The 26,937-nt window shown below is 73.1% G+C and carries 27 protein-coding genes; 18 read left to right on the top strand and 9 right to left on the bottom strand.

Features of this window, described 5'->3' with window-relative positions; translation table 11 throughout:
- Positions 1-6: 6 nt before the first annotated feature.
- Together ACGF5U_RS28320 and ACGF5U_RS28315 are read right to left on the bottom strand one after the other, a co-directional pair.
- On the bottom strand, positions 7-1,314 hold the full coding sequence (locus tag ACGF5U_RS28320; protein WP_392716526.1) for an SWF or SNF family helicase: 1,308 nt from the start codon (positions 1,312-1,314) through the stop codon (positions 7-9).
- Positions 1,311-4,340, bottom strand: a complete 3,030-nt coding sequence (locus ACGF5U_RS28315) for a DEAD/DEAH box helicase (protein ID WP_392716524.1) — start codon at positions 4,338-4,340, stop codon at positions 1,311-1,313. The genes ACGF5U_RS28320 and ACGF5U_RS28315 overlap by 4 nt, the downstream gene beginning before the upstream one ends.
- Positions 4,341-4,608: 268 nt before the next feature.
- Between ACGF5U_RS28315 and ACGF5U_RS28310 the strand changes: the two genes are divergently transcribed.
- The 3 genes from ACGF5U_RS28310 to ACGF5U_RS28300 all read left to right on the top strand — a co-directional run bounded on the left by ACGF5U_RS28310 (position 4,609) and on the right by ACGF5U_RS28300 (position 6,422).
- Complete coding sequence (locus tag ACGF5U_RS28310) at positions 4,609-5,730, top strand: acyl-CoA desaturase (protein ID WP_392716522.1); 1,122 nt, start codon at positions 4,609-4,611, stop codon at positions 5,728-5,730.
- A gap of 102 nt (positions 5,731-5,832) precedes the next feature.
- A complete protein-coding gene (locus ACGF5U_RS28305) occupies positions 5,833-6,015 on the top strand; it encodes a hypothetical protein (protein ID WP_392716520.1) in 183 nt (60 codons plus the stop codon).
- An 80-nt stretch (positions 6,016-6,095) separates the two neighbouring features.
- Positions 6,096-6,422, top strand: coding sequence for a hypothetical protein (locus ACGF5U_RS28300; protein WP_392716518.1), 327 nt, complete (start codon positions 6,096-6,098; stop codon positions 6,420-6,422).
- A 134-nt stretch (positions 6,423-6,556) separates the two neighbouring features.
- Here ACGF5U_RS28300 and ACGF5U_RS28295 read toward each other — a convergent pair whose 3' ends face one another.
- The 3 genes from ACGF5U_RS28295 to ACGF5U_RS28285 form a co-directional block, all read right to left on the bottom strand.
- Positions 6,557-7,477 carry a hypothetical protein gene (locus tag ACGF5U_RS28295; protein WP_392716516.1) on the bottom strand — a complete coding sequence of 307 codons (921 nt, stop codon included), beginning with the start codon at positions 7,475-7,477 and terminating at the stop codon, positions 6,557-6,559.
- Positions 7,478-7,675: 198 nt separating this feature from the next.
- The gene (locus tag ACGF5U_RS28290) at positions 7,676-7,933 is read right to left on the bottom strand and encodes a hypothetical protein (protein ID WP_392716639.1); all 258 of its coding nucleotides are present in this window, start codon (positions 7,931-7,933) and stop codon (positions 7,676-7,678) included.
- Positions 7,934-8,118: 185 nt separating this feature from the next.
- Positions 8,119-8,718, bottom strand: a complete 600-nt coding sequence (locus ACGF5U_RS28285) for a class I SAM-dependent methyltransferase (RefSeq protein ID WP_392716514.1) — start codon at positions 8,716-8,718, stop codon at positions 8,119-8,121.
- 173 nt (positions 8,719-8,891) lie between these two features.
- Between ACGF5U_RS28285 and ACGF5U_RS28280 the strand changes: the two genes are divergently transcribed.
- From ACGF5U_RS28280 to ACGF5U_RS28250, 7 genes are all read left to right on the top strand, one after another.
- On the top strand, positions 8,892-9,668 hold the full coding sequence (locus ACGF5U_RS28280) for an MHYT domain-containing protein (protein ID WP_392716512.1): 777 nt from the start codon (positions 8,892-8,894) through the stop codon (positions 9,666-9,668).
- 49 nt (positions 9,669-9,717) lie between these two features.
- The gene (locus ACGF5U_RS28275; protein WP_392716510.1) at positions 9,718-12,657 is read left to right on the top strand and encodes a nitrate- and nitrite sensing domain-containing protein; all 2,940 of its coding nucleotides are present in this window, start codon (positions 9,718-9,720) and stop codon (positions 12,655-12,657) included.
- Positions 12,654-13,091, top strand: coding sequence for a roadblock/LC7 domain-containing protein (locus tag ACGF5U_RS28270; RefSeq protein WP_392716508.1), 438 nt, complete (start codon positions 12,654-12,656; stop codon positions 13,089-13,091). Before ACGF5U_RS28275 ends, ACGF5U_RS28270 begins: the two co-directional genes overlap by 4 nt.
- Before the next feature lie 47 nt (positions 13,092-13,138).
- The gene (locus tag ACGF5U_RS28265; protein WP_392716506.1) at positions 13,139-13,555 is read left to right on the top strand and encodes a DUF742 domain-containing protein; all 417 of its coding nucleotides are present in this window, start codon (positions 13,139-13,141) and stop codon (positions 13,553-13,555) included.
- Positions 13,536-14,165 (top strand): ATP/GTP-binding protein, encoded by a 630-nt coding sequence (locus tag ACGF5U_RS28260; RefSeq protein WP_392716504.1) that lies wholly within the window; start codon positions 13,536-13,538, stop codon positions 14,163-14,165. Before ACGF5U_RS28265 ends, ACGF5U_RS28260 begins: the two co-directional genes overlap by 20 nt.
- A gap of 134 nt (positions 14,166-14,299) precedes the next feature.
- Positions 14,300-14,719, top strand: a complete 420-nt coding sequence (locus ACGF5U_RS28255) for a roadblock/LC7 domain-containing protein (protein WP_392716502.1) — start codon at positions 14,300-14,302, stop codon at positions 14,717-14,719.
- Between the two features lie 270 nt (positions 14,720-14,989).
- Positions 14,990-15,901, top strand: a complete 912-nt coding sequence (locus tag ACGF5U_RS28250) for a DUF6397 family protein (RefSeq protein ID WP_392716500.1) — start codon at positions 14,990-14,992, stop codon at positions 15,899-15,901.
- Positions 15,902-15,909: 8 nt separating this feature from the next.
- On the opposite strand, the gene ACGF5U_RS28245 is transcribed toward ACGF5U_RS28250, so the two are convergent.
- Positions 15,910-16,971: a phosphatidylinositol-specific phospholipase C domain-containing protein gene (locus ACGF5U_RS28245; RefSeq protein ID WP_392716498.1), complete on the bottom strand. Its 1,062-nt coding sequence runs from the start codon at positions 16,969-16,971 to the stop codon at positions 15,910-15,912.
- Between the two features lie 259 nt (positions 16,972-17,230).
- Between ACGF5U_RS28245 and ACGF5U_RS28240 the strand changes: the two genes are divergently transcribed.
- Positions 17,231-18,070, top strand: coding sequence for a hypothetical protein (locus ACGF5U_RS28240; protein ID WP_392716496.1), 840 nt, complete (start codon positions 17,231-17,233; stop codon positions 18,068-18,070).
- Positions 18,071-18,124: 54 nt separating this feature from the next.
- Positions 18,125-19,684 carry an ATP-dependent DNA ligase gene (locus ACGF5U_RS28235; RefSeq protein ID WP_392716494.1) on the top strand — a complete coding sequence of 520 codons (1,560 nt, stop codon included), beginning with the start codon at positions 18,125-18,127 and terminating at the stop codon, positions 19,682-19,684.
- Here ACGF5U_RS28235 and ACGF5U_RS28230 read toward each other — a convergent pair.
- Positions 19,666-20,181: a DUF6328 family protein gene (locus ACGF5U_RS28230; protein WP_392716492.1), complete on the bottom strand. Its 516-nt coding sequence runs from the start codon at positions 20,179-20,181 to the stop codon at positions 19,666-19,668. The two genes, ACGF5U_RS28235 and ACGF5U_RS28230, sit on opposite strands and share 19 nt — an antisense overlap.
- Positions 20,182-20,604: 423 nt before the next feature.
- On the opposite strand from ACGF5U_RS28230, the gene ACGF5U_RS28225 reads away from it, so the two are divergent.
- On the top strand, positions 20,605-21,204 hold the full coding sequence (locus ACGF5U_RS28225; protein WP_392716637.1) for a DUF6766 family protein: 600 nt from the start codon (positions 20,605-20,607) through the stop codon (positions 21,202-21,204).
- Positions 21,205-21,235: 31 nt separating this feature from the next.
- Positions 21,236-21,943, top strand: coding sequence for an HAD family hydrolase (locus ACGF5U_RS28220; protein WP_392716490.1), 708 nt, complete (start codon positions 21,236-21,238; stop codon positions 21,941-21,943).
- An 81-nt stretch (positions 21,944-22,024) separates the two neighbouring features.
- Here ACGF5U_RS28220 and ACGF5U_RS28215 read toward each other — a convergent pair whose 3' ends face one another.
- On the bottom strand, positions 22,025-22,348 hold the full coding sequence (locus ACGF5U_RS28215; protein ID WP_392716488.1) for a plasmid stabilization protein: 324 nt from the start codon (positions 22,346-22,348) through the stop codon (positions 22,025-22,027).
- 192 nt (positions 22,349-22,540) lie between these two features.
- Here ACGF5U_RS28215 and ACGF5U_RS28210 point away from each other — a divergent pair, with 192 nt between their 5' ends.
- A complete protein-coding gene (locus ACGF5U_RS28210; protein WP_392716486.1) occupies positions 22,541-22,960 on the top strand; it encodes a hypothetical protein in 420 nt (139 codons plus the stop codon).
- Positions 22,961-23,199: 239 nt separating this feature from the next.
- On the opposite strand, the gene ACGF5U_RS28205 is transcribed toward ACGF5U_RS28210, so the two are convergent.
- Entirely contained in the window at positions 23,200-24,171 is a 972-nt protein-coding gene (locus tag ACGF5U_RS28205; RefSeq protein ID WP_392716484.1) for an LLM class F420-dependent oxidoreductase, read from the bottom strand.
- A 262-nt stretch (positions 24,172-24,433) separates the two neighbouring features.
- Here ACGF5U_RS28205 and ACGF5U_RS28200 point away from each other — a divergent pair, with 262 nt between their 5' ends.
- From ACGF5U_RS28200 to ACGF5U_RS28190, 3 genes are all read left to right on the top strand, one after another.
- Positions 24,434-25,138 (top strand): polysaccharide deacetylase family protein, encoded by a 705-nt coding sequence (locus ACGF5U_RS28200; RefSeq protein WP_392716635.1) that lies wholly within the window; start codon positions 24,434-24,436, stop codon positions 25,136-25,138.
- 139 nt (positions 25,139-25,277) lie between these two features.
- Positions 25,278-26,231 carry an aldo/keto reductase gene (locus tag ACGF5U_RS28195; RefSeq protein WP_392716633.1) on the top strand — a complete coding sequence of 318 codons (954 nt, stop codon included), beginning with the start codon at positions 25,278-25,280 and terminating at the stop codon, positions 26,229-26,231.
- Positions 26,232-26,475: 244 nt separating this feature from the next.
- On the top strand, positions 26,476-26,901 hold the full coding sequence (locus tag ACGF5U_RS28190) for a two-component system response regulator (RefSeq protein ID WP_392716482.1): 426 nt from the start codon (positions 26,476-26,478) through the stop codon (positions 26,899-26,901).
- The last annotated feature ends 36 nt before the right edge of the window (positions 26,902-26,937 follow it).

Below are 26,937 nucleotides of genomic sequence, written 5' to 3'. Positions count from 1 at the left end.
CGCCGGTCAGCCCTCGTCGCCCGCCAGGACCGCCGCGAGGGCCGCCGCCGGGTCCTGGTCGGCCGGACCGGCCGGGGACCAGCGGCCGGACTCATCGCGGTACGGCCACCAGCGGCCGTCCCGCCCCAACCGCACCTGGACGCCCGCGCCCCGCACCGTCCAGCGCCCGGGCCCGGCGGGCGTCAGCACGGGTCGCTCCGCGTCGTCCCACGCCCCGGCGAGCCGTGCCTCGGCCCGGGCGAGCAGCCGCGGGTCCGGTGCCTCGTCGTCCTCCAGTACGGCGAGCGCGGCCGCACCGCCGAGGTGCCAGGCCCGTACGGCCAGGTCCAGGTCCGCCCGCCGGCGCCCGGTGCCGGTGGCGAGCCGTCCCGCGACGCCCGGCGAGGCGCCCTGGGCGGCGGCCAGCCGTACCGCGTCCTGGTCCACCGTCAGTTCCGCCTCCTCCGGCCGGTCCTCGTGCCCGGGCGCCAGCGCGTCCGCGAGCATGCGGTGGGCACGTGCGGCCGCGTCCGCCGCCAGTGCCTCCAGCGCGGTCGCGTCGACGCCAGGCGCGGGACCGTTCTCCGTGTCCAGCGCGGGCGGATCGCCCGGCACCGCGGGCAGCGGCGGCGGGGACGGCAGCGGCGGCAGGATGTCCCGCGCCGCGAACGCCTCGTCCGCGCGGACCCCGTCCACGGCCGTGCCGTCCGGTGCACCGCCGTGCTCCTCCTCGTCCCGGCCGCCCTCGGCCGCCCCCGCCGCCCGGGCCGTTCCGCGCGCCTGCAACTCGTCCAGCAGCCGTCGCTCCCCGCGCCCCCGCATCAGCAGCAGCACGAACGGGTCGCGGTCCAGGAGCCGGGCCACCTGGTAGCAGAGCGCCGCGGTGTGCGGGCAGTGGTCCCAGGCGTCGCACGAGCACTCGGGCTCCAGGTCCCCGATGCCCGGCAGCAGTTCGACACCGGCCGCCGCCGCGTCCTCCACCAGGTGCGGCGGCATGTCACGGTCCAGCAGCGCGGCGACGTGTCCGGCCCGCTCCACGGCCATGTCCAGGAACCGGTCCCACTCCTCTTCGGTGAGCTCCTGCAGCAGGACGTCGCTGCGCCGCGCGGTACCGTCCCGGTCCTTGACGACCGCGGTGATCCGGCCGGGGCGCACCGACACCGCCCCGACGGCGCCGGCGCGTGCCCGCGCGCGCCCCTTCTTCACCTGTTGGCCGTCGAGCGCGGTGTCCTCCATGGCCTTCAGCCACGCCCGTCCCCACCAGCTCTCCGCGAAGCCCCGCCCCCCGGCGGGCGGCAGCGCGTCGAAGGTCCGCTCCTCGTCGTACGTACTCATCGTCCGTTCCCCCCGGTGGTCGTCGTGGCCGTGCCCGTGGCGCCCGCGAGCCCGGTGGTGCCCACAGGCCCCGTCGCGCCCGTGGTCCGCAGCTCCACCAGCTCCGCGAGCTCGGCGTCGGTCAGTTCGGTGAGAGCGGCCTCGCCGGAGCCGAGCACCGCGTCCGCAAGCTCCCGTTTGCGCGCCAGCATGTCGGCGATACGGTCCTCGATCGTGCCCTCGGCGATCAGCCGGTGCACCTGCACGGGCTGGGTCTGCCCGATCCGGTACGCGCGGTCGGTGGCCTGCGCCTCGACGGCGGGGTTCCACCACCGGTCGAAGTGCACGACATGGCCCGCGCGGGTGAGGTTCAGCCCCGTGCCGGCCGCCTTCAGCGACAGCAGGAAGACCGGGACGTCGCCGTCCTGGAAGCGGCTCACCATCGCCTCCCGCTCGGCGACCGGTGTGCCTCCGTGCAGCAGCCGCGTCGGTACACCCCGGGCCGCCAGATGCTGTTCCAGCAGCCGCGCCATCCGCACGTACTGCGTGAACACGAGCACGCTCGCTCCCTCGGCGAGGATCGTGTCGAGCAGCTCGTCCAGCAGCTCCAGCTTCCCGGAGCGGTCGAGGAGCCGGGGCCGCTCCTCCTTGAGGTACTGCGCGGGGTGGTTGCAGATCTGCTTGAGCGCCGTCAGCAGCTGCATGACGAGCCCGCGCCGCTCCATGCCGTCGGCCTCCGCGATCGCGGCGAGGGTCTCCCGCACGACCGCCTCGTACAGGCCCGCCTGCTCGGCGGTGAGCGACACGGCCCGGTCGGTCTCCGTCTTCGGCGGCAGCTCCGGCGCGATCCCCGGGTCGGACTTGCGGCGCCGCAGCAGGAACGGCCGTACCAGCGCCCCCAGCCGTGCCGCGGCGGCCGGGTCGGTGCCGTCCTCGACCGCCCGCGCCCAGCGCCCGCGGAACGTCCCCAGACGCCCGAGGAGCCCCGGCGTCGTCCAGTCGAGGATCGCCCACAGTTCGGAGAGGTTGTTCTCGACGGGCGTGCCGGTGAGCGCCACGCGCGCCTTCGCGCCGATGGTGCGCAACTGCCGGGCGGTCGCCGAGTACGGGTTCTTGACGTGCTGTGCCTCGTCCGCGACGACCATGCCCCACGGCACGCGCGCGAGGCGGGGCGCGTCCAGCCTCATCGTGCCGTAGGTGGTCAGGACGAACTCGCCGTCGGCCGGCGCGTCGAGGTCACGCGACGGCCCGTGGAAGCGGCGCACGGGAGTGCCCGGTGCGAACTTCTCGATCTCCCGCTGCCAGTTGCCCATCAGCGACGTCGGGCAGACCACCAGCGTCGGACCGGCGGCCGACGCGTCGGTCTGCCGGTGCAGATGCAGGGCGATGAGCGTGATGGTCTTGCCCAGGCCCATGTCGTCGGCGAGGCAGCCGCCCAGGCCGAGCGACGTCATACGGTGCAGCCAGTTCAGGCCGCGCAGCTGGTAGTCACGGAGCGTCGCGGCGAGCGCTGCGGGCTGCCCGGCCTCCTGCGGGCCGCCCTCCGGATCGGCCAGCCGGTCGCGCAGTTCGCGGAGCCACCCGGTGGGCTGCACGTCGACCTGCCGCCCGTCGACGTCCGCCGTCCCGGTCAGTACGGCGCCGAGCGCGTCGACCGTGGTCACCTTGCGGTCCCGGGCGTCGAGCGCCCGCCGCGCCTCCTCCGGGTCGATCAGCACCCACTGGTCGCGCAGCCGCACCACGGGCCGCGCCGCCTCGGCGAGCCGGTCCAACTCCGTACGGCTGAGCTCCCGGTCGCCCAGGGCGAAGCGCCAGTCGAACGCGAACAGGGCGTCCGCCGACAGGAAGGACGGCATGCCGGACGCGGAGGTGTCGAACGCGCCGGAGCCGGCCGCACCTGTGCCGCCGTCGGCGCCGGTGCCGGTGGCCCGCGCCTCGCCGGGGGCGTCGGGGCCGGGACCGGGCCGGTAGCCCCCGGTCCGCTCGTCCGGGGAGTGCGCCTCGTGGTCCGGCGGGCCGATGACCGCGCGTGCGGTGAGCCCCCTGGCCAGGTGGCGCGGCCAGTGCACCAGCACCCCCGTCGCGGCGAGCGTGCGCGTGGTCTCGCCCAGCAGTTCGGTGACCTCTTCGTCGGCAAGCTCGACGGCGTCGGGAACGGCCGCGGCGAGCAACGGTGTCAGCGGCGGCCAGACCCGGGCGGCCCGGCGCAGCGCGAGCAGCGCGTCCATCCGGGCGCGCGGCCCGAACGACTCCGCCGCGGCGCCGGACCAGACGGCGGCCGCGTCCGCGACCAGCGCCGGATCGCTGACGCTGTGCAGCTGGGGGACGGCACGGAAGACCGGGGCCTCGCCGTCCCCGAGCCCGGTCACCTCGACGCGCAACGACAGTCGTACGCCCGCGTCGTGGCCCGCGGCGATGTCCGCCGCCCACGCCCGCTGCTCGGGCAGCCGCACCGGCTCGTCGGCGGCGAAGGCAGGACCGCCGGCCGCGAGCGGAGCCGCCGGGGTGCGTGGCAGGGTGTCGGCCACCGCGTCCAGGAAGGACCTCAGGAGCCGTTCGGGCTCGGGCAGCAGAACCGTGCCGTCGGCCGCCGTGCCCACGGGCACCGCGTGGGCGGCCGGCGGCATCGACGCGGCCAGCACCCGCACCCGTTCCAGGTCCTCGGCCGCGAGCGGGCCCACCCGCCACGCGTCGTGATCGGCCGGAGTGAGCCCCGGCAGCAGCTTGCCGCGCGCCACCAGGTCCAGGGCGACCAGTGCGGCGGCCCCCCAGAAGGCCGCCGCTGGGTGCGCGGCGGGGGAGGACGACCGGGTCGCCGCCCACGCGCGCGTGAGGACGGGCAACGCGTCCCGCACGGGCACGAGCAGCGCCGGAACGGCCTGGGGGAGGGCGTCGTCCGCGACGACGGTCAGCTCATCGCGGGGGCCGGATCCGGGCAGGCCGCCGTCGGGCGCCCAGAAGGCGACGCGGCCGGAGCGGGCGGGCTCGGCGGGCAGGAAGACGGTGGAGCAGCGAGCAAGGTCGGAGATGTCGGAGTCCCTGAGCACAGTGCTGACGCATTCCTCAAATTTGACTAGTGAAGAGTCGGAGCGGCCGAGGGTACCGGACGTGATCACGTGATGGGGGCCGTCGTGACGTGATCCGGATCACTCCTTCCGTCCGTGTGGTGGTGCCGCCACCCCGCGGCTGTGGGGGCAGCCCCCTTCAGGTCCCGGGTGGTGGCGCCATGGCTGTGGGTGAGCGTCCTCCGTAGCGTCGTCGGCACGGTCTTCCCGCCGCTTCCTCCCCTTCCCGTCGCACAGACCCGGAGAGCCCATGCCGCCTACCGTCGCCCTGCCCGAGAGCCCGCCGTCCGCCACCGCCACCGTCACCGCCTCGGGAACGCCCGGGGCCTCGGGAACGTCCCCCGCCTCGGGAACGCCCGGCGTCTCAGGCAGCGAGTTCGCGCCGCTGCTGCGCACGGTCAAGGAACAGGGCCTCCTGGACCGGCGCACCGGCTGGTACGCCGTCGGCATCACGGTCAACCTGCTGGCGCTCCTGGCGGTCGCCGTCGGACTGCTGCGGTACGGCCATTCGGCGTGGGCGCTGCTCCTCGCGGTACCGCTCGCCGTCCTGTCGGCCCGCACGGCCTTCATAGGCCACGACGCGGGTCACGCGCAGATCGGCGGGAGCCGGCGGACGAACCGTCTCATCCAGCTCGTGCACGCCAACCTGCTGCTCGGCATGAGCAAGGAGTGGTGGAACGACAAACACAACCGACACCACGGCAACCCCAATCACCTCGACAAGGACCCCGACGTCGCGGCCGACGTCCTGGTGTTCGCACGGCACCAGGCGCGCGACCGCAGCGGACCGCGGGCCTGGCTCACCCGCCACCAGGCATGGCTCTTCTTCCCGCTGACCACCCTCGAGGGCCTGGCCCTCAAGCTGTACGGCTTCCAGGCGTTGATCTCCAAGGACGGTCCGTACCGGTCCTCCCATGACCGTGCCGTCGAGGGCGGACTGCTGCTCGTCCATGTCGTCGGCTACGCCGGGCTGCTGCTCGCCACGATGCCCCCGGGTCGTGCCCTGCTGTTCGCGCTGCTCCACCAGATGCTGCTGGGCCTGCACCTGGGGATGGCGTTCGCGCCCAATCACAAGGGGATGGAGATGCCCGGCGAGGACGGTCGGCGGTGGGGTCATCTGCGCCGACAGGTCCTCACCTCCCGCAACATCCGGGGCGGCGCGCTGACCGACTGGTTCCTGGGGGGCCTGAACTACCAGATCGAGCACCATCTCTTCCCCAGCATGCCGAGGCCCCACCTGCGGCTGGTCCAGCCCCTCGTCCGCGCCCACTGCCGCGCGCTGGGCGTCCCCTACACGGAGACCGGGCCGGTCGACTCGTACCGCCAGGCGCTGCGCCACCTCCACGAGGTCGGCGAGCCGCTGCGCGGGTGACGGGGAGTCGTCCGGAACCGTTCGGCGCGATCGTGCGTTCCCAGGACAGGAGACGGCCTCGGGCCGTGAACACGGCCTCGGCCGTGAAAGGGAGGCGTCGAGATGTCGACAAGGGCGAAGATCGTCATCGGGGGAGTGGCCGTCGGCCTGCTCCTGATGCCGCTGATCGGATTCTGGATGTCCCTGCTGGTGGTCATCGGCGTACCTGTGGTGGCGTATCTGGCGCTCGACCCCGGCCAGCGGCGCAGGCTCCGCCGTGTCACCCGCAAGGAGCTGGGCCGCTGACAGCTCCCGGTCGGGCATGTGCCGCGACCACCCGGGTACCCGGTCCTCCGGTCGCCGGACGGACGCCCGGAAGGAGAGGCATGGACGACAAGCGGCTCGAAGGCCCGCAGGAACGCGACGCCGGTGTCCCGAGGGACCTGCCCGACGAACAGGCAGGCCAGGGGCCCGACCACTGGGACGCCGACATTCCCCGGGCGGCGCGTGCCGCCCGTGCCAAGGGGGAGGCCGAGCAGGGTACGGAGGCGGAGAACGTCCCGGACACCGACGAAGCGGGAACCGGCCGCCGAGCCGGTCCAGGCGCCGCCGGGTCTTCCGCCGAGGGCGGGACAGCCCCGACCGGCTCCGAGGAACGTTCCGACGACACCGGCCCCACCGAAAGCCCGGTGGCGGACGAGTCGCCGGGCTGACCGGTCCGCTCCGTCCGCCGGGCCGACCGGTCCCCACCGTGGGGAATCAGGGTCGGTCCGGGCGGTTCCCCTGTCCCGGCCGGGTCGTCGCGGATCCCGGCCGCCACGCGAAGGAGCGTCAGGGCGAAGGAGCGTCAGGCGGGACGTACCGCCATCGCGTCGAGGGCCGCGAGGAGGCCCGGGAGCCGTGTTCCCCGGCCCACCGGCAGAACCTCGCGCGGATAGTCGTCCAGCAGGACGAACGCGATGTCGTCCGTCCTGGCGACCAGCGACCAGCCGGGGCCGTCCGCGCGCAGCGTCCGCGCCCCGCCGGGCGCGAAGCTGGAACGCACCCTCCCCGGCGGTGGCGGCTCCTGGAGGTACGCCCGCACCTCTTCCAGTACGCGCCGGACGCCGGCGTGCGCACCGCCGGCGGGACCCGGCGCGCCCGCCGGGGCGGCGGGAGCGGGCCCGGGCGGCGCGCCCGGACCTGCGGCCGCCCCGTCCGGTGCCGTCGCCGCCGCCTGGACCGCTGGTACCGGAGCGGTCGCGTACCCTCCGGCCGGCGTGGCCGGGGCCTGGGCGGACGTGAAGTCGCCGTCGGCCAGCTGATCCCGCCACGTCGACCACTGGAGCGCGATCTCGTCCGCGCCCAGGCGGCGCTGCGCGGGGCCCCAGGAGCCGTCGTCGGGCGGGCTCAGCGGCGCCTGCTCGCCGGGAGCCGTCTCGGGGTCGTGCGGTGCGGGAAGCCCCGGCGCCGCGACGCCGAGCGCGAGGGGCCAGCCGGGCAGCGCGGCGACCACGCTGCGCTCGTCCGGCGACAGGTCGTACTCCATCCCGCAGTCCCAGGAGGCGATCGCGACGGCCACCAGGGACACGTCGTCGACGGCGACCGTCCAGCGCGCCCCGTCGCCGTCCTGGCCCAGCACGAGGCCGTAGCCGTTCGGGTACGGCTCCAGCCCCAGGGCCGCGCAGGCCTCGGGATAGTCGTCACCGAGGACGCTGGGGAACTGCGCGGGCGTGAGCAGCACCGCGGTCAGTACGTACAGCGGGTCGTCGTCGTCCGTCCCGGCCACGGTGCCCTCCCGTCCGATTCCGTTGGTCCGTCGGCGCACCCTAACCAGCGGGTAACCCGGACGTCGAGGGTCCGCACGCCCGAAATCGGGGCAATCGAAATCGGGCCGGCGTAAACGGCGGCCATCACCGGGGCGGGGCGGGTAGGCACCGGTATGGCCGAGTGAGGCGCGGGTGATGCCGGGGGAGTCGGGACCGGGTCAGGCGGCGGGCAGGCCGAGGAGACTGCGCGCGACGGTCTGCGGGGATTCGTCGCGTTCGCGTGCCAGGGTGATGACCGCGCGGCAGGCGAGCTCGCCGACCCCGAAGGACAGGGCCTCCGGCGACACCCAGGACGCCGCCTCGTCCATCGCCTCCTGATCGTCCTCGGCGCACGCGGCCACATAGGCGGAGGCCGCCTCGAAGATGTTGTGGGGGCGTTTCGCGGAACCGTCGTGCCGTGCCGCGCGGGCCTCCATCGCCCGCGAGGGGAACGTGAAGATCGTACGGAGTCTGCTGAGCATCGGCCCCACCTTCCCCGTGCGCGGCGGTGCGCACCGCCGCCGGCCTCTTGGCGTGCACCTCCAACGTAGAGTCCCCGGGGCCCCGGCAGAAGAGGGCCGAGAGGGCCCGACCCCCGGGCCGGTCGGGGTCGCGGGGGCCGTCAGTCCTGGCGTACCGCGACGGCGAGGAAACGGGTGTCCTCGTCCACGTACGACATCAGCCGCCAGCCGGAACCGGCCAGCAGGGGGCCGAGGTTGGGCTCGGCACGCAGATCCTCGTCGGTGATCTGCCGCCCGTGGCGCGCGGCCAGCGCGGCCCGTCCGATCGGATGGAACAGCGCGAGCAGCCCGCCCGTCCGTACGACCCGGGCCAACTCCCGCAGGTCCTCCGCCGGTCGCGCCAGATGGGACAGGAGCCCGGCCGCGAAGACCGCGTCCAATGCGCGGTCGCGCAGGGGCAGCCGCGCGACGTCCCCCGCCACCAGCGATCCGCTGCGATTCCGCCCCGCGCGGACGGCGGCCGCCAGCATCTCGGGCGTGAGGTCGAGGCCCATGACCGTGCCCGTCGGGCCGACGGCGGCCCGCAGCGCGGGCAGGGCGCGTCCCGTGCCGCAGCCCGCGTCGAGCACGACGTCACCCGGCCGGAGACCCAGGTCCGCGACGGCCGACGCGTACGCCGGGCCGTCGTCCGGGAAGCGGCTGTCCCACGCGTCCGCCCGCGCGGCGAAGAACTCCTGGACATCTGTGTGGTCGTCGGCCATACACACATGATCCTTCACTCGTCGGTGGGATCCCACCGCATTCGTTCGTGGGAACCGAGGTGCACACGTTCGACCGGGCTTCGATCGCTCGAAAGCGTCTCTCTGTCATATTCCATCAGCTTTCGAAACGCGCCCCCAGTGTGCGCCCCCATGAGGACTAGCGTCCCGGGCCCATGGGACACCTGGACCACGCCGCGTTCGGCTGGCTGACGCCCGTGCTGTCGTACGCGATGGCCTGCATCGGCGCCGCCCTCGGACTGCGCTGCACCGTACGCGCGCTTCAGACCACCGGCGCCGCCCGCCGCAACTGGCTGCTCACCGCCGCGTCCGCCATCGGCACCGGCATCTGGACGATGCACTTCGTCGCCATGCTGGGCTTCGCCGTGACCGGGACGGACATCCGCTACGACGTTCCCCTGACCCTGCTCAGTCTGCTCGTCGCCATGGTGGTGGTCGGCGCCGGGGTGTTCGCCGTCGGGTACGGCCGTGACCGCGTCCTGTCACTGCTGATCGGGGGCCTCACGACCGGCCTCGGCGTCGCCAGCATGCACTACCTCGGCATGGCGGCCCTGCGGCTGCACGGCGGCGTGCGGTACGACCCGCTCCTCGTCGCGCTCTCCATCGTCATCGCCGTCGTGGCCGCGACCGCCGCGCTCTGGGCGGCGCTCAACATCACGTCCCCCGCCGCGGTCGCCGTCGCGTCCCTCGTCATGGGCGCCGCCGTCAGCAGCATGCACTACACCGGCATGCTCGCCGTCGAGGTCACGGTCGTCCCGTCCGGCGGCGGGTTGCCGGGGGCGACCGCGACGCAGTTCATCTTCCCCCTCGCGGTCGGCCTCGGCTCCTACCTCTTCGTCACCGCCGCCTTCGTCGCCCTGTCCCCGACGGCCGGGGAACGCGCCGCCTCCGCCTCCGCCGAGCGCGTCACCGAACCGGCGGCCGTGCCGTAACCGGACCACCCGACACCGCGTCCCACCCACTCTCCGGAACGAGGAGGCCATGCCCACTCCCCGTACACCCCAGGGCGCACCACCGCCACCGCACCCTCCGGCGGCATCGGCCCGAGGGCGCCGCGCGCACGCCGGCCGACCGGCTGCCGACGAAGCCCCCGCGGGTGACCACAGGAGGCAGCCCCCGCACGGGGACGGCCCACGACCACGTTCCGAGCCCGGCAATGCCGGGACCGAACGGACGGGATCCGCACGGACGGGTTCCGTACGGACGGGTTCCGTACGGACGGGTTCCGTACGGACGGGTTCCGTGCGGACGGGATCGGTGCGATACGGAGGCGGGCGAGCCCGGACGGTGCGGGCGAAAATCATCTCGCTGCTGATGGTGCCCGTCATCTCCTTGCTCGCCCTGTGGGGCTTCGCCACGGTGACCACCGCCCAGGAGGTGGCACGACTGCGGGACGCCGAGCGCGTGGACGACCGCGTACGGGCGCCCGTGACCGCCGCCGTCAGCGCGCTCCAGGCCGAACGCCGAGCGGCCGCACGGCAGGTGACGGCGCCCGGTACCGTCCACGCGGGCGAGTTCGGGCAGCGCGCACGCGACACCGACGCGGCGGTCGCCCGGCTGCGGCTCGGCGAAGGGCACACCGTCGCCGACACCGGCGACATGCCCTCCGAAGTGGCCTCACGCCTCCGGGAGTTCGTCACCCGCGCGGAGGGCCTGACCTCCGTGCGGACCGCGATCACACCGGCATCCACCGCCGACCCGGACGGGAGGAAACCGCCGAAGCGAACGAAGGCCGACTGGGACGCCGTCTACGACCGGTACACCACCGCCATCTCGGCGGGCCTCGGCGTGCACGGCGCCCTCACCGGCATCCAGGACGTACAAGGCGGCGCCCGCGCGCGCGTGCTGCTGGAATTCGCCAGGGCCGGCGAGATGCTCGCCCGCGAGGACACCCTGCTCACCTCCGCCAGGCTGACCGGATCGTTCACCGCGCCGCGTCTGCGGGCGTTCGGCGGCGCCGCCGCGACACGCCGCACGCTCGTGGAAACCGCGACAGCGGACCTGGGCACCGCCGAACGCGCCACCTGGCGTCGACTGACCGAACAGGACGCCTACCGGCGGATCACGGCGGCCGAGGACAGGATCGTCACCGCACCACCCGGCCGCGCGGCAGCGACCGCCGTACCCGCGGCCACCTGGGACCAGGCCCACGACACCGTACGGGCCGCCATGACGGACCTGGAGGCCGACGCCCGCCGCGCCGCCGCCGACCACGCGGACCCGTTCACGGGCGGCACCCTCACCCCGGCCGGCGCGGCCGTCCTCCTCGGTCTCGTGGCCGTCGCCGCGTCCCTCGTCATCTCCGTACGCATCGGCCGCGCGCTCGTCGTCGAACTCGTCAGCCTCCGCAACACCGCCCTGGAGATCGCCCGTCACAAGCTCCCGCAGGCCATGCGGCGGCTGCGGGCCGGCGAGGAGATCGACATCCACGCGGAGGCGCCGCCGGGCCCGCCGGCGGTGGACGAGATCGGCCAGGTCGGCGAGGCGCTCGGCACCGTCCACCGTGCCGCGCTGAGCGCCGCCGCCGAACGCGCGGAACTCGCCAACGGCATCTCCGGAGTCTTCGTCAATCTCGCGCGCCGCAGCCAGGTCCTGGTCCACCGCCAGCTCAATCTGCTCGACAGCATGGAGCGCCGCGCCGACGATCCCGGAGAACTCGGCGACCTTTTCCGGCTGGACCATCTGACGACCCGGATGCGCCGGCACGCCGAGAGCCTCATCATCCTCTCCGGGGCCGCACCGGGCCGGGCGTGGCGTACACCCGTCCCTCTCACCAACGTCGTCCGCGCGGCCGTCTCCGAAATCGAGGACTACGCGCGCGTGGAGGTCCGTCCGCTGCCCGAGGCGGCGGTCGTCGGTGCGGCCGTCGCCGACCTCACCCACCTGCTCGCCGAACTCATCGAGAACGCGGCCCAGTTCTCGCCGCCCCATACCAAGGTCCGGGTCAGTGGCGAACCCGTCGGCAACGGCTACGCCCTGGAGATCGAGGACAGGGGACTGGGCATGGGCACACAGGCCCTGGCCGACGCCAACCGGCGCATCGAGCAGTCCGAGGCACTGGACCTGTTCGACAGCGACCGCCTCGGCCTGTTCGTCGTCAGCCGGCTCTCCGCGCGTCATGACATCAAGGTGCTGCTGCGCACCTCGCCGTACGGCGGCACGACAGCCGTCGTCCTGCTGCCGACGGCCCTGCTGCAGAACGCCCTCCCGGCCGGTGCCGCGCCCGCCGTCGCCACCCGCGCGGCCGCGTCGGCACCCGGCCTCACCACCCGAGCTGAGCCGGCACACGGGCGGGAACACCGGCCGGCCGCCCCAGCGGCCGCCCACGCCAACCGAGCACCCCTGCCTCACGCCACTCACGCGCCCCACGACTCGGCTCCGGACGGCCGGGCGCCCGATGCCCCGGCACGTCCGCAGACGTCGGCCGACCGCTTCCAGACCCCGCGAGGCACCGCACAGCCCTCGGCCCGGCCGGTGGAACGGCCGTCGGAGCGGACGGTGACCCGGACGGCGGACAGGACCGCGACCCGGCCGGACGACCGCCAGCCCGCCGGAGTGACGGAACTGCGCCGACGCGGCCGGACCCCCGACTCCCCTCCGCACCCGCAGGCGTACACCGGCGACTCCGGGGACGGCACGGCGGAACTCCCGCGCCGCGTACGCCAGGCGAGCCTCGTCCCCCAGTTGCGTCAGGCCCCCGAACCCCCGCCCTTCCTCGCACCGGCCGACGAGGAACCCGCCGGACGTACACCCGAACAGGTCAGGGCCCGCATGACCGCCTACCGCGACGGCTGGAGGCGCGGCGGCGGCCGAGCGCCGGGGGCCGGCGGTCCGGGTGCCACGCCCTCCGGCAGCCACCACGCCACCCCCGGAACGCCCTCCGGCACCACCATCCCCGGCACCGAAGGAGACCAAGGATGATCGAGCACGAGAGGATCACCCCGCACCACGCCTCCGGTGAACTGGACTGGCTGCTGGACGATCTCTCCGCACGTGTTCACGACGTACGCCACGCCGTGGTGCTCTCCAACGACGGCCTGGCCGTCGGCGCCTCCAGCGGCCTGATCCGGGAGGACGCCGACCACCTGGCGGCTGTCGCGTCCGGGTTCCACAGCCTCGCCAAGGGCGCGGGCCGTCACTTCCACGCCGGAGGGGTCCGCCAGACGATGGTGGAGATGGACGACGGCTACCTGTTCGTCGTCGCCGCGGGAGACGGGTCCTGCCTGGCGGTGCTGGCCTCGGTCACCGCCGACATCGGTCTCATCGCGTACGAGATGGCCCGGCTCGTCAAACGGGTCGGCGAGCATCTGCGGACCCCGCCCCGCGTCACCGCCACCCCGCCCGCCGCCGGCTGACCGGAGCACGAGCATGACCGGAACACGAGCATGACCGAGGTACCACCATGACCGAGGACCGCGGCGCCGCCGGGGCGACGAAACCCGGAAGCCAGTGGTACGACGCCGAGGCGGGGCCCCTCGTCCGCCCGTACGCGATGACCGGCGGACGGACCAGACCGGGCCCCGGCAACGTCCGGTTCGACCTCATCGCCCTCGTCGTCGTGGACGACGACCCGCCCGGGACCGCCGAGGAAGCGCTCCTCGGCCCCGAGCATCGCGCGCTGCTCTCCCTGTGCCGCGCGGAGACCCAGTCCGTGGCGGAACTGGCCGGTGACGCCGACCTGCCCGTCGGTGTCGTCCGCGTCCTCCTGGGAGATCTCCTGGAAGCCGGCTACGTGCGGGTCAGCCGGCCCGTACCGCCCGCACAGCTACCCGACGAACGCATCCTGAGAGAAGTGATCGATGGCCTCCGAGCGCTCTGAAAGCACCGGCGTAGCGACGGAGGACGGGAGCACCGACACCTCCGCCGCCCTGGCCCTGAAGATCCTCATCGCCGGCGGTTTCGGTGTCGGCAAGACGACGCTTGTCGGCGCGGTCAGCGAGATCCGGCCGCTGCGCACCGAGGAGCAGCTGAGCGAAGCCGGTCAGACGGTCGACGACACCGGGGGAGTCGACCAGAAGACGACCACGACCGTGGCGATGGACTTCGGCCGCATCACCATCCGTTCGGGACTGTCCCTCTACCTGTTCGGCACGCCCGGCCAGGACCGCTTCTGGTTCCTGTGGGACGAACTGGCCCAGGGAGCGCTCGGCGCCGTCGTCCTGGCCGACACACGGCGCCTGGAGGACTCCTTCCCCGCGGTCGACTACTTCGAGCACCGCCGCATCCCGTTCGTCGTCGCCGTCAACTGCTTCCCGGGGGCGCGGGCCTGGGGCGCTCACGACGTATCCCGCGCCCTGGACCTCGATCGCGGGACCCCCGTGGTCCTGTGCGACGCCCGCGATCGCGACTCCGGGAAGGAGGTACTCATCCGGCTCGTGGAGTACGCCGGCCGTATGCACACCGCCCGCATGCTCGACACGGTGTCGTAGTCCGACCATCCCATGACGCCCGCCGAAAGGGCCGGTTGACGCCGGTCGGGTGCTTGATCTGCCCACGTCGGTGCGGAAGGCTTACCGGACACGGGGCAACGGGGAACGCTCCACGAACAGGGGGAGGACCGGACATGGCGCTGGACAAAGGACTCGACTGGCTCCTGGACGACCTGACGCGGCGCGTCGAGCACATACGCCACGCGCTGGTGCTGTCGAACGACGGTCTGGTGACCGGCACGAGCACCGGGCTGCCGCGCGAGGACGCGGAACACCTCGCCGCCGTCTCTTCGGGGCTGCACAGCCTCGCCCGTGGCTCCGGGCGCCACTTCCGGGCGGGCAGGGCACGTCAGACGATGGTCGAGTTCGACGACGCGCTGCTCTTCGTCACCGCCGCCGGCGAAGGGAGCTGTCTGTGCGTGCTGACCGCCGCCGAGGCGGATGTGGGGCATGTGGCGTACGAGATGACCCTGCTCGTCAACCGGGTCGGTGAGCATCTCGCCGTCGCCGCCCGGCAGCCGGGCGGCGGGGTGTCGCTGGGCGACCGTCTCTGACGGTCGCCCACGGGCCGTCACCAGCAGTCGATCACCCGTGTCTTCGGCGTCGCCCACCGTCCTCTGCGCAGCCATGTCGCCTACGTAGCCGCGTCGCCCACCGTCTTCCCTGCGTACCCACCTAGCCACCTAGCCACCTCGCCCACGTCGCCCACGTCGCCCACGTCGCGACCTCGCCCACGGGAGGTTATCCACAGGGCGAACCGGAGGGGTAGATTCCGTACTACCTTCGTCACAGAGAGTATTCAACTCGGACGGGGGAGAGACAACATGACGGTCGAGGAAGCCGTGCCCACCGTGCCGTTCGGCCGGGCGGCGCGCGAACTGGAGCTCAAGCGCAGCGAGTTCGAGCTGGCTGTGCAGCTGGGCCACATCCGCACCGTGGACGACGCGGACGGCGTGGCCGGTGCCCGGCGCCGAGTGGCCCAGGAGGAGATCGACCGGCTGCGGGCCTCGCCGGACTTCCCGGACGGTGTGCGCGAGCGCGTCCGTACGGTCGGTACGGCGGAGGCCGCGGAGCTCGCCGACATCACCGGCGACCGCTTCACCAGGCTGGCCAGGACCGGTCACATCACCCCGGTGAGGTTCTACCTCAACCGTTACCGGGCGATCGTCTGGCTGTACCTGGCGGGAGAGGTACGGGAGTTCGCGGAGCGGCACCCGGACCTGCTCACCGGGCGGCTGCCGCGAGAGGTACGCGCCAGGCTGGACGGCGGCGAGGACGTCCGCCCGCGCAACTGGCGCTCGCGCAGGCTCGCCCTGCTGTTGCGGGGGGCGGAGGACCCATGGGCGCGGGCGGCCGCCATCGCCTCCCTGCTCGACCCGGTGGCGCTGGCCGAGGCCGTCACCGACCCGTACGAGCGCGCCCACCTCGACCGGCTCAGGCCCCGGCCACCGTACGGGCGCCCAGAGTCGCCGGCCGCCCGGGACGCCGTGGACCGGCTCCTGCTGGCGGACGACCCGGACGAGATCCTCTGGCACCGGCTGGGCCTTGCCACCGCCCTGGCGGCAGCGCGGGCCACCGCACCCGCACCCCGTCCCACAGCTCGCCCCGCACCCCGGCCGGGGCCTCGGCCCGCGCGACGCCCACCCCTGCCCGGCCGGATGCCCGATACCGCCCCGCGGGGCCTGCTCACACGGCTACGTCTGCGGCGGGCCGGGGCGCCCCGCGCGAAGCCATGACCCGGCTGCTATGCGCCGCCCCGGGCCACGACCGACGCCAGGACGTTCGGCAGCGGATACCAGTCCGCCGACACCACGCTCGCGTGCCGCCCCGCCAGCAGACCGACGCGATCGCGCGCCTGCTGCTCGGTCGGCCGGGTCCCGTCGATGGCGGGCGCCACCTTGTGGGCGTCCGTCATGACGACCAGGTAGTGCCGCTGGTCGTACCAGGCGGTGTCGATGGAGCCCCCCGCGTAGGCGGAGGCGTCACCGTCGAAGACGACGAACCAGGGTCGTATACCGGCGTCCGCGTACCGCACTCGCGGATCGCCCGCCTGCGCGTGATGCACGGCCGGGAACGCGGCGGCCTCCCGCAGCCGCCCGGCGGCGGCCAGGTCCCGCAGATGCGTCGCGTACTCGCGGTCGGTCCACAGCGAGTCCGCCGGGTTGTCCTCCTCGACGGTGCCCGGGATCAGCTCGACCACGAACTTCCCGGCCATCGCGGAGCGGGCCGGCCAGCCGTCGGCGCGTACGGCCGTGTCCAGGTCCGCCCGACCCCGGACCAGATCGGCCGGGCGGAACAGCGCGTCGCCGAGCCGCGCGGAGAGCAACGCGTCGAGCTCGGCGGGACCACGGCCGTTGCGGCCCTGGAAACCGTCCTTGAGCTCGATCTTGAGGAGGATCGGCCGATGACCGGGATGCGCGTCGTGCCATGCCTTGATGTCGGCGAGACAGCCGCCGAGATCCTGGTTCCTGGACCTGGTGCGCAACTCGGCGGCGGTGGCCGCGTTCTCGCAGTTGTTGTCGTTGCCGAACGGGTTGCTGTGCGAGACCCGCCAGGACCTGCCGAACGCATTCGTCCAGACGTCGATCTCCAGCATGCCGGCGCCCGAGTCCAGCGCGTCGGCGAAGTAGGGGTACTTCGCCTTCTCGTACGCGTTGTGGACGCCCACCCACGTCGAGTCCGAGTACGCGAGCTGCCCGGGATCGAGGGACGCCGCATCGGCGGACACGGCCTCGGCGGGAGCGAGCCCGAGGGCCAGCGCCCCGGCCGTGACGGCCGTCAGTACGGTACGCGACAACTTCCCCATGAGCCCTGGCCCTTCGTCGACGGGTCTGTCAAGTCGACTGAACGGTAGGGCAGTTGAGTGAATGAAGGGAGACCTGTGACTGGACGTCTCCCGGCGTGGCGGCAGCCGGCGGACCCGCGCGCCGTCCCGGGCCCGGCTCCGGGTGCGCGGCGGGCCGGGAGCGCGCACCATGGCGGCATGCCCCCGGTGCGCCGCCCCTGACCAGAGATCCACCGTGAAGACGAGGAAGGACCGGCGAGGACGAGGAAGGGAGACGGCCATGACGGATCAGCCAGGGCACGACACTCACGGAAACGGCCACGGCCACGGCCACGGAAACGGCCACGGCCACGGCCACGGCCATGGTGACACCACCGGCAGGCACGGGATGCTGCTCTTCGGGGACGAGGAGGCGTCCTACCTGTCGCACCTGGCGATGTTCGACAAGCCCCACAACGTCCAGGCCGTCGTCGACGTGCGGTTCGACGACGCCACGCGCACCGCGCTGGCCGCCCACCGGCACGGCGTCCCCGGGGAGGGGTACGACACCTTCGACCCCGTGGTGTTCCCGCTCGCCGACCTCGATCCGGCGGGAGGCGACCCCGTGGGGACCACCCTGAAGGGCAAGGTCTTCTGCGGCCACTTCGAGCGCAAGGGCGGCACGAGACCGCCCCTGGCCCCGAGAGCCGTGGCCGATGTGCGGCACGTGGTGTACCACTCGGTGCTCGACGTGAACGCGTACGCCGCCGAGCCCGGTGTGCTGACGTACCTCTGCTTCGGGCGGGGCGGCCGCCTGTACCTGGCGCACGCCATCACCACCCGCCCGAGCTTCGATCATGTCCTGGTCGCCACAGTGGTGCCCGGGACCGGCAAGGACGACCAGGGCCAGCCCCTGCCGGACGACGCGGCCACGCTGGGGAAGTTCTTCCGGGAGGAGTTCGCCACCGCGGCGCCGGTGGTCTTCCGGGGGCGGCGCGACACGCCGGAGGACCGGCTGTCCGGCACGGAGACCGTCGAAGGACACTTCCCGGCCACCGCACCGCCCGGCGGCCGGCCCGGGTTCTCCGTGGGACTGCGAACGGAACAGGAGATCTATCTGGAGGTACGCGAGCTGGCGTGAGTCACGGGGACGGGTCCAGGTGCGGGCCGGCCGGGAGGCGTGCACCATGGCGGCATGCTGCTGGCCCGCCTCGCGGACGTGTCCGCCCAGGTCGCCGCCACATCGGCGCGCTCACGGAAGATCGCCGCGCTCGCCGATCTCTTCGGAGCGGCCTCGCCCGAGGAAGCGCCGCTGGTCATCGCCTATCTCGCGGGGCGGCTCCCGCAGGGGCGGATCGGGATCGGGTGGAGCACGCTCAAGGAGCCGGTGCCGCCGGCCGAGCACGCCACGCTGACCGTCGCCGACACGGACGCGGCCCTGACGGCTCTCGCCGGGGTCTCCGGCCCCGGATCCCAGGCGGCGCGCCGGCGGCTGGTGCGGGACCTGATGGCCGCCGCCACCGCGCCGGAGCAACGGTTCCTGCTGCCGCTGCTGGCCGGCGACGTCCGGCAGGGAGCGCTGGACGCGATCGCTCTGGAGGGCGTCGCCAAGGCGGCGTCGGCGCCCGCCGGGGACGTACGGCGCGCCGTGATGCTCGAAGGGTCACTTCCCCGGGTCGCGCGAGCACTGCTGGCCGAGGGGCCGGCCGCGCTGGAACGGTTCCGGCTGCGGGTGGGCAGCCCGGTGCAGCCCATGCTCGCCCACACGGCCAGGAGCGTGCGGGACGCGATCGCCGCGCTCGGCCCGTGCGCCGTGGAGGAGAAACTGGACGGCATCCGCGTCCAGGTGCATCGCTCGGGCGACGAGGTCCGTGTCTACACCCGCTCGCTGGACGACATCACCGACCGGCTGCCCGAGATCGGCGCCGCCGCACTCCGGCTGCCCGGCGACCCGTTCGTCCTGGACGGGGAAGTCATCGCGCTGGACGCGGAAGGCCGCCCGGTGGCGTTCCAGGACGTCGCCTCACGCGTGGGGTCCCGGGTCGACGTGGCGACCGCGGCGGCCGCGCTGCCGGTGTCGCCGGTGTTCTTCGACGTACTGGCCGCCGAAGGCGCCGTACTGCTCGATCTGCCCGGCCACGAGCGGTACGAGGCCCTCGCGCGGCTCGTGCCGGAACCGCAGCGGGTGCGCCGAACCGTGGTCGCCGACCCCGCCGAGCCGGGACAGGTGAGGGCGGCCGAGGCGTTCTTCGCCGAGACCCTGAGCCGGGGCCACGAGGGCGTCATGGTGAAGGGCCTCGACGCGACGTACAGCGCCGGCCGGCGGGGCCGCTCCTGGCTCAAGGTGAAACCGGTCCACACACTGGACCTCGTCGTCCTCGCCGCCGAATGGGGCCATGGCCGCCGTACCGGCCTGCTCTCCAACCTCCACCTCGGGGCCAGGGCGGCCGACGGCACGTACGTCATGCTCGGCAAGACGTTCAAGGGGCTCACGGACGCCATGCTCGGCTGGCAGACGGACCGGCTGCGGGAGCTCGCCGTGGACGACGACGGATTCACCGTACGAGTGCGGCCGGAACTCGTCGTCGAGATCGCCTTCGACGGGATCCAGCGCTCGCCGCGCTACCCCGCCGGGGTCACGCTGCGCTTCGCCCGCGTGCTGCGGCACCGCCCCGACAAGCGCGCCGAGGAGGCCGACACCGTCGAGCGGGTCCTGGCGCTCGGCGCACCGGGCGATCAGTCCCGGGTCGTGTAGCGGTGGCGGGCCCACAGCGGCAGGACGAACCAGCACAGCAGGTACCACAGCGCCACGCCCGCGATGAGCCACGGCACGAACCCGTCGTGGGTCGCCACGCGCAGCACCAGGAACAGCGCCGAGATCATGGTGGCCAGCAGCAGCACCAGCCCGGTGAACGTCAGCCGGGACGCCCACACCACCGTCTGCGGCTTGATCCGCCGCCCCGACACGATCCGGTGGAAGGACACCGGCCCGATCAGCGCACCCGTCGCCGCGGCACCGAGTACCACCGTCGTGATGTAGATCGCCCGGTCCGTGTCCGGCAGCTCGGCGAACCGGGGAGCGAACACCACCGTCAGCAGGAAACCGAACAGGATCTGCACACCCGTCTGGGCGACCCGGATCTCCTGGACCAGCTCGCCCCACTGCCGGTCCGCGCGTTCCTCGGGCGTTTCGTGCCGGCCCCGGCGCAGACCGCCCTCGGCACTGGACCCGCCGTCCTCACCGTTCCGCATCCCGGCCTCCCGCGACACCTCTCCGCGGCCCGTGTCCGCGTCCCCTTCCCAGTACCCCCGCCGAACGACTCCATCGGCCGCTACGTCACCCGAAGGATTTCTCCGGGTGTCGCGCCCCCGGAACGTGACCGGCCCGGCCGCGGCGCCCATGCTCGTACGCGCACCTCCGGGCATGCCCGTGACACCAGGTGACACCGGAAAGCCCACGCCCGCGTCGCGCGTGCGGAAAGGAGCCGTGCCGCGTGCGTGCCACCCCCCTCGTCACGGTCCTGCTCCCGGCCGCGGGTGGCCTTGGCCGGCTGTTCCGTACCGCAGAGCGAGACCCGCGCCGTGTCCTCGGCCGCCGCCCGGTTCGCCGCGCGGACACAGGCCGGAGACTTCGCCGCCGCCTGCCGCCTCCTCGCCCCCGCGACCCGCGAGGAACTGGTCGAGACCGACGGGCCGGTCTGTGCGACGGGCCTCGCCGTGGGAGCCGAGCCGGTCGATCTGCTCCGCTACATGACGACGTCCCACTTCGCCGTCGACGTCACCGAGAACTGGCAGTCGGAGTACCTCCAGTTCTTCCTCTATCTCTTCTGCACCGTCTGGCTGCTCCAGCGCGGCTCACCCGAGTCGAAGGAGATGCACAAGGTGGGCCTGGAGTCCGACGAGGACCAGCGCGTGGCCGAGCACGCGCGCGCCGACTCACCGCGCTGGGCGGCCGCGAGGGGGCTCCGCCTGGGTCTGTACTCACGGTCGCTCGGCACGGTCATGTTCCTCATCTTCATCGGCTCCTGGTTCGCGCAGTCCGTCACCGGCGCCGCCGCGTACAGCGAGGAGCGGCTGGGCAATCTCCAGGCGCCCGTCAGCTGGTCGGAGTACCTCGGTACGGCCGACTTCTGGAGCCGGACCCTGCAGAACTGGCAGTCCGAGCTGCTCGCCGTCGGCTCCATGGCGATCCTCTCGGTGTACCTCCGTCAGCGCGGGTCACCCGAGTCGAAGCCGGTCGGTGCCGCACACGCATCGACCGGTGTCGAAGGCTGAACCGCCGAGCATCGTGAAGGAGACGACGACCATGAAGCGCGCTGCGGTCTTCGATGTGGACGGCACCCTGGTGGACACCAACCACCTCCACGTCGTCACCTGGTGGGAGGCCCTGCGCCAGGCGGGCCACGACGTGCCCATGCACGCCGTCCACCGTGCCGTCGGCCTCGGCGCGCACGACCTGATCGAGCACCTGCTCGACGGCGACGGGGACGGCAGCGGTGGCGGTGGTGGTGACGGTGGCGGCCGGGACCGGAGCGGCGACGACGCGCTGAGCGCCGCGCACAAGACGCTCTACGGCACCTGGTTCGAGCGGCTGCCCGCCTTCCGCGACGCGGGCCGGCTACTGAGGACGCTGGCCGGGCAGGGCTGGACGATCGTGCTCGCGACCTCCGCCGGAGGTGCCGAGCTGTCCGCCCTGCGCCGGGCCATCGACGCGGACGACGCGATCACCGCCACCGCGAGCGCCGACGACGTTGCGGCCGGCAAGCCCGCGCCCGAGCCGGTGCGACGGGCGCTGGAGCTGGCCGGGGCGACAGCCGGGAACGCCGTGTTCGTCGGCGACACGGTGTGGGACATGCGGGCCGGTACCCGTGCGGGCGTCACCTGTGTGGGCCTGCTGTGCGGCGGCATCCCCCGGGCGGACCTGACGGAGGCGGGAGCCGCCGCGATCTTCGATGACCCCGCCGACCTCCTGGCACACCTCGACCGCAGCCCGTTCGGCCGCACCAACGGCTAGCGACCGTCGGAAGGCCGACGGCCGAAGGCCGGTCGCCGGGGAGGGCACGACGGTCGAGGCGACGCCCGTCCCCCGGCCGGGTCACTTGCCGAGCTTGCGCTGCAGCTCCGCCTTGTTCATGGATGAGCGCCCGGGGATGTCGCGCCGCTTCGCCTCGGCGTACAACTCGTCGTACGTGGTGCCCTTCGAGCCTCCGGACGAGCGCTGTCCGCCGCGCTTCGACGGGGACGAGCCCTGCGTCGAGCTCTTGCTCGCGGACTTGGACTCACCGGAGCGCGCCCGCTCCTTGTTCACCGTCCGCGCGGCGATCTCCTCGGACCGCTTGTCGCTCGCACCGCGCTTCTTCGAGCTCTCCTTGATGTGTTCGTACTGCCGTTCACGCTTGGGGCTGGATCCTGCGGGCATGGTCTCTCCTCACGGTCCCCCCTGGTGTCATCCTCACCCTCGTACCAGGTGGACTCCTCCGCAAACGCGTCGGTGGCGATCCCGGCCGGAGGGCCGATCCTGATTGAGGGAGCCGAAGCGCGGTATCCGTCCGCGTGGCGGTACGGACGGCCCGAGGGAACGAAGGCCCAGGGAAACAAGGAGTGGAGCGACGTGGGAAGCACAGGGACGACCAACCACCCCTCCGACTGCGATGTGAGCGTCCAGCTCAGCGAGTGCGGACGAGAGGACGCCCATACGGTGTTCGACGCACTCGACCATGTATTCGCCGCGTGCGACGAGGCCGCGCCCGGCCCGGCCGCGGCGGCGACCGCCGGGGCGTCGGGCGGGCGTGAGCCGACGGTGTGGGTGGCGACGTTCGACAGTTCCACCGGGTCCGCCCGGTCGGGTGAGGAGCCTGCCGCCGGGCGGGCTCACCGGCTCACCACACCGGTCACCGCCCTGCTGACGGGCGGCCAGCACGCGGTGGACGAGGTGGAGAAGGCGCTCGCCCGGATCTTCGATGTGCGCTCGACGCAGTCCGTGTCGGGAGAGCACGAGAAGGAGTCACGACTGCTGCTCGCATCGCGCTGACGGTTCACGGACGGTGCGCGTGCCGCGTCAGCGGACGGCGGCCCGGTGAGCGGACGGCCGCCCGGTGAGCGGACGGCCGGCCCGGTTCCGGGCGTCCGCGTCGGTCCGTGTGGTCCTCCTGGGGCACGGGGCCCGGGGGGACCACGCGGACCCGGCTCGGTCCAGCCCGCCCGGTCCGTTCGGTCCTCGTCCGTCAGGCCCTCGTCCGTTCGGTCCTCGCCGGTCCGGTCCCCGTCCGTTCAGTCCAGCGCGTCACGGAGGGCGGGCAGCAGGGCCTTCGCCGACCAGTCCAGGAACGCGGGTTGCGTATCGCCGCCGATCTGGACGAGGGCGATCTCGGTGAATCCGGCGTCGGCGTACGGCTTCACCGCGGCCACGAAGTCGTCCGGGTCGTCGCCGCACGGGATGGAGCCGGCGACGTCCTCGGTCCGGACGGACGCCGATGCCCGGTCGAACGAGTCGGGGTGCGGCAGCTCCGCGTTGACCTTCCAGCCGAGCCCGAACCACCGGAACTGGTCGTGGGCCCGCCGTATCGCCGCGTCCTTGTCCGGGTCGTAGCAGACGGGGAGCTGACCCACCCGCGGCTTGCCCTGCCCGCCGTGGCGGTCGAACGAGGCGAGCAGCTCCGCCTCCGGATCGGTCGCGATGACCAGGTCGGCGAGACGGCCGGCGAGCGCGCACGACCGTTCGCCGGACACGGCGATGCCGATCGGCACGGGCTGCTCCGGCACGTCCCACAGCCGCGCCGACTCGACGTCGAAGTGCGTGCCGCGGTGGTTGACGTGACGCCCGCCGAAGAGCGCGCGAATGATCTCGACCGCCTCCTCCAGCATCTCGTGGCGCACGTCGACGCCGGGCCAGCCGCCGCCCGTCACATGCTCGTTGAGGTTCTCGCCCGAGCCCAGCCCCAGCCGGAACCGCCCCTCCGACAGCAACTGGAGCGTGGCGGCCTTCTGGGCGACGACGGCCGGGTGGTACCGCATCGTCGGGCAGGTGACGTAGGTCATCAGGGGGATGCGGGAGGTGGCCTGGGCGGCAGCGCCGAGCACGGCCCACGCGTAGGGGGAGTGTCCCTGCGAACGGAGCCACGGGAAGTAGTGGTCGGACGTGACGGAGAAGTCGAACCCGGCCTCCTCGGCCTGGACGACATGGTCGACCAGGGCGCGGGGTCCCGCTTGCTCGGTCATCATCGTGTATCCGATTTGCACCATATGCACCCGGTTTCCCTGATGATGCGGTGAAAAACGTCCACGGGTAGGCCCCCAGTGTGGGTCAGTGGGGGTCAGTGTGGGTCCAGGGCGGCGGTCCAGCCCAGTATTCACCATGTGTATACACCCTGTGTAGAGTGCTGCTCGCACGTTCGACCGACGTGTTCACCGCTCCACCGCGAAAGCGAGCCGCACCATGCCGTTGGGGAAGAAGTCCACCGAACGCCGAGCCCGCACGGGCAGGGCCGCCGTCTGTCTGACGGCGATGGTCTCGCTCGTCCTCACGCTCGGCGGCTGCTCCGTCGACACGGTCGACCCCGGGAGCGCCAGGGAGGACGCCAAGGGTGAGACGGGCGCTGTCGACTGCCGCACGGTGAAGTGCATAGCCCTGACCTTCGACGCCGGCCCGGGCGAGGACACGCCGAAGCTCCTCGACATCCTCAAGGCGGAGAAGGTCCCGGCCACCTTCTTCCTCCTCGGAAGAAAGCACGTCGACCGCTACCCCGACGTCGTACGCCGCATCGCCGCCGAAGGTCACGAGGTGGCCAACCACACCTGGACGCACCGCATCCTGACGGACCTCGAACCCGCTGAGATACGCGAGGAGCTGTCCCGAACGCAGGACGCCATCGAGCGGCTGACGGGCCGCAAACCCACCCTCATGCGCCCTCCGCAGGGCCGCACCGACGACACCGTCTCCGAGGTCAGCCGTGAACTCGGGCTGGCGCAGGTCCTGTGGAGCGTCACGGCCAAGGACTACGCGACCACCGACTCCGACCTGATACGACAGCGGACGCTCGACGGCGCCGACAAGGACGGCATCATCCTCCTGCACGACATCTACGACGGCACGGTGCCGGCCGTGCCGGGCATCATCGAAGAGCTGAAGAAGCGCGGCTTCACCTTCGTGACCGTGCCGCAGCTGCTCGCTCCGGCGAAGCCCGAGCCCGGCACCGTATACCGTCCTTGAGCGGCGGCAATTCGATTGACCGGCCGGGTACCGCTTCCTAGATTGATCGCCCGGTGCGCGTCCCCCCGCGCATCCCCCTCACGCAGGAGATCCTTTGAGACCGGCCCCCTACCTCGCCGCCGACGACCGCTACGCGACCATGCGGTACGAGCGCTGCGGCCGCAGCGGCGTACTGCTGCCCCAGGTGTCGCTCGGCCTGTGGCACAACTTCGGTGACACCGCGCCGCTGGAGACCCAGCGAGCCGTGCTGCGGCGCGCCTTCGACCGCGGCGTGACCCACTTCGACCTCGCCAACAACTACGGACCGCCCTACGGCAGCGCCGAGGCGAACTTCGGCAGGCTCTTCGCCCAGGACTTCCGCCCGTACCGCGACGAACTGTTCATCGCCACCAAGGCGGGCTACGACATGTGGCCGGGCCCGTACGGCGAGTACGGCTCGCGCAAGTACCTGCTGGCGAGCCTGGACCAGTCGCTGACCCGCATGGGCCTCGACTACGTCGACGTCTTCTACTCCCACCGGCCGGACCCGGACACGCCCGTCGAGGAGACCATGGGCGCGCTGGACACCGCGGTGCGCCAGGGCAAGGCCCTCTACGCGGGCCTGTCCAACTACAGCCCCGAGCAGATGGTGCGGGCGGCGGAGGTCCTCAAGGACCTGGGCACGCCGCTGCTGATCAACCAGCACCCGTACAGCATGCTCGACCGGGGCATCGAGCGCAGTGGTCTGATCGCCGCGTCCGCGAAGGCCGGAGCGGGCGTCATCGCGTTCTCGCCGCTGGCCCAGGGGCAGCTGACCGACCGCTATCTGAACGGGGTGCCCGCCGACTCCCGGATGGCCGTCGGTCACTTCCTCAAGCGGGACGCCCTCACCGAGGAGAAGCTCGCGCTGCTGCACCGGCTGAACAAGATCGCGAGCGACGGGGGCCGGACGCTCGCGCAGCTGGCACTGGCCTGGGTGCTGCGGGACCCGCGGGTCACCTCGGTGCTGATCGGCGCGAGCAGCGTCGCCCAGCTCGACCAGAACCTGGGTGTGCTCGACGTGCCGCCGTTCGACGACGAGGAGATCGCCGAGCTGGACCGGGTCCTCGGCTGAGCCCCACCCGGACCCGGCCCCGTCCCGGCCCCGCACCGGCCCCCCTCCGGGCACCGCCCGGGGTCCCAGCCGGGTTCCGGGGCGGGTTCCGGATCGGGCGTACGGCCCTCGGCCGAAACCGTGCGCCCGGACCCGGCCGCCGGTATTCGCCCGCATCTGCCGCTCGCGCCGTGGGAAGTGCATGCTGGACACGTGGGGCCGGGCATCGGCCGGGCCCCGGCTCCCCGAGCGGAGGTGAGACACCATGCCCGCTGGTGAGAAGGTTCTGCTGGTCGACGACCACGAGGACAACCTCTTCGCCCTGCAGAGTGCCATCTCGCCTCTCGGCTACCCGCTGGAGGTGGCCACAAGCGGAGACGAGGCGTTGAAAGCCGTCCTGCGCGGTGGCGTCGCGGTCACCGTCCTGGACGTCGTCATGCCCGATGTGAGCGGACTCGACGTCCTGCACTACATGCAGGGACTCGAACAGACCCGGCGGATTCCGGTCATTCTGGTGACCGGCATGGGGATCGACGCCCAGCTGTCGCGCGACGCGATGGAGCTGGGTGCCGCCGACCTCGTGGCCAAACCCATCGACCCGTGGTCGCTGCGCATCAAGATCCGATACCTGCACGAGGCGTACCGTCAGCAGTTCCGGGCCGCGCCCGCGGCCCCGGCGGCTCCCGCCTGACCCTGCGGCGAAGCCCGTCACGATCCGCGCTGACGG

It is taken from the genome of Streptomyces sp. NPDC047886 (assembly GCF_043204435.1).
GTDB lineage: Bacteria > Actinomycetota > Actinomycetes > Streptomycetales > Streptomycetaceae > Streptomyces.
Note: the sequence above shows the minus strand (reverse complement) of the source record. Positions and strands in the feature narration are given on the sequence as shown.

Coding starts and splice junctions, on each gene's coding strand:
- ACGF5U_RS28320 (WP_392716526.1), bottom strand. CDS start 1,314: ATGAGTACGTACGACGAGGAGCGGACCTTCGACGCGCTGCCGCCCGCC.
- ACGF5U_RS28310 (WP_392716522.1), top strand. CDS start 4,609: ATGCCGCCTACCGTCGCCCTGCCCGAGAGCCCGCCGTCCGCCACCGCC.
- ACGF5U_RS28305 (WP_392716520.1), top strand. CDS start 5,833: ATGTCGACAAGGGCGAAGATCGTCATCGGGGGAGTGGCCGTCGGCCTG.
- ACGF5U_RS28300 (WP_392716518.1), top strand. CDS start 6,096: ATGGACGACAAGCGGCTCGAAGGCCCGCAGGAACGCGACGCCGGTGTC.
- ACGF5U_RS28290 (WP_392716639.1), bottom strand. CDS start 7,933: ATGGAGGCCCGCGCGGCACGGCACGACGGTTCCGCGAAACGCCCCCAC.
- ACGF5U_RS28285 (WP_392716514.1), bottom strand. CDS start 8,718: ATGGCCGACGACCACACAGATGTCCAGGAGTTCTTCGCCGCGCGGGCG.
- ACGF5U_RS28280 (WP_392716512.1), top strand. CDS start 8,892: ATGGGACACCTGGACCACGCCGCGTTCGGCTGGCTGACGCCCGTGCTG.
- ACGF5U_RS28275 (WP_392716510.1), top strand. CDS start 9,718: ATGCCCACTCCCCGTACACCCCAGGGCGCACCACCGCCACCGCACCCT.
- ACGF5U_RS28270 (WP_392716508.1), top strand. CDS start 12,654: ATGATCGAGCACGAGAGGATCACCCCGCACCACGCCTCCGGTGAACTG.
- ACGF5U_RS28265 (WP_392716506.1), top strand. CDS start 13,139: ATGACCGAGGACCGCGGCGCCGCCGGGGCGACGAAACCCGGAAGCCAG.
- ACGF5U_RS28260 (WP_392716504.1), top strand. CDS start 13,536: ATGGCCTCCGAGCGCTCTGAAAGCACCGGCGTAGCGACGGAGGACGGG.
- ACGF5U_RS28255 (WP_392716502.1), top strand. CDS start 14,300: ATGGCGCTGGACAAAGGACTCGACTGGCTCCTGGACGACCTGACGCGG.
- ACGF5U_RS28250 (WP_392716500.1), top strand. CDS start 14,990: ATGACGGTCGAGGAAGCCGTGCCCACCGTGCCGTTCGGCCGGGCGGCG.
- ACGF5U_RS28245 (WP_392716498.1), bottom strand. CDS start 16,971: ATGGGGAAGTTGTCGCGTACCGTACTGACGGCCGTCACGGCCGGGGCG.
- ACGF5U_RS28240 (WP_392716496.1), top strand. CDS start 17,231: ATGACGGATCAGCCAGGGCACGACACTCACGGAAACGGCCACGGCCAC.
- ACGF5U_RS28235 (WP_392716494.1), top strand. CDS start 18,125: ATGCTGCTGGCCCGCCTCGCGGACGTGTCCGCCCAGGTCGCCGCCACA.
- ACGF5U_RS28230 (WP_392716492.1), bottom strand. CDS start 20,181: ATGCGGAACGGTGAGGACGGCGGGTCCAGTGCCGAGGGCGGTCTGCGC.
- ACGF5U_RS28220 (WP_392716490.1), top strand. CDS start 21,236: ATGAAGCGCGCTGCGGTCTTCGATGTGGACGGCACCCTGGTGGACACC.
- ACGF5U_RS28215 (WP_392716488.1), bottom strand. CDS start 22,348: ATGCCCGCAGGATCCAGCCCCAAGCGTGAACGGCAGTACGAACACATC.
- ACGF5U_RS28205 (WP_392716484.1), bottom strand. CDS start 24,171: ATGGTGCAAATCGGATACACGATGATGACCGAGCAAGCGGGACCCCGC.
- ACGF5U_RS28200 (WP_392716635.1), top strand. CDS start 24,434: ATGGTCTCGCTCGTCCTCACGCTCGGCGGCTGCTCCGTCGACACGGTC.
- ACGF5U_RS28195 (WP_392716633.1), top strand. CDS start 25,278: ATGCGGTACGAGCGCTGCGGCCGCAGCGGCGTACTGCTGCCCCAGGTG.
- ACGF5U_RS28190 (WP_392716482.1), top strand. CDS start 26,476: ATGCCCGCTGGTGAGAAGGTTCTGCTGGTCGACGACCACGAGGACAAC.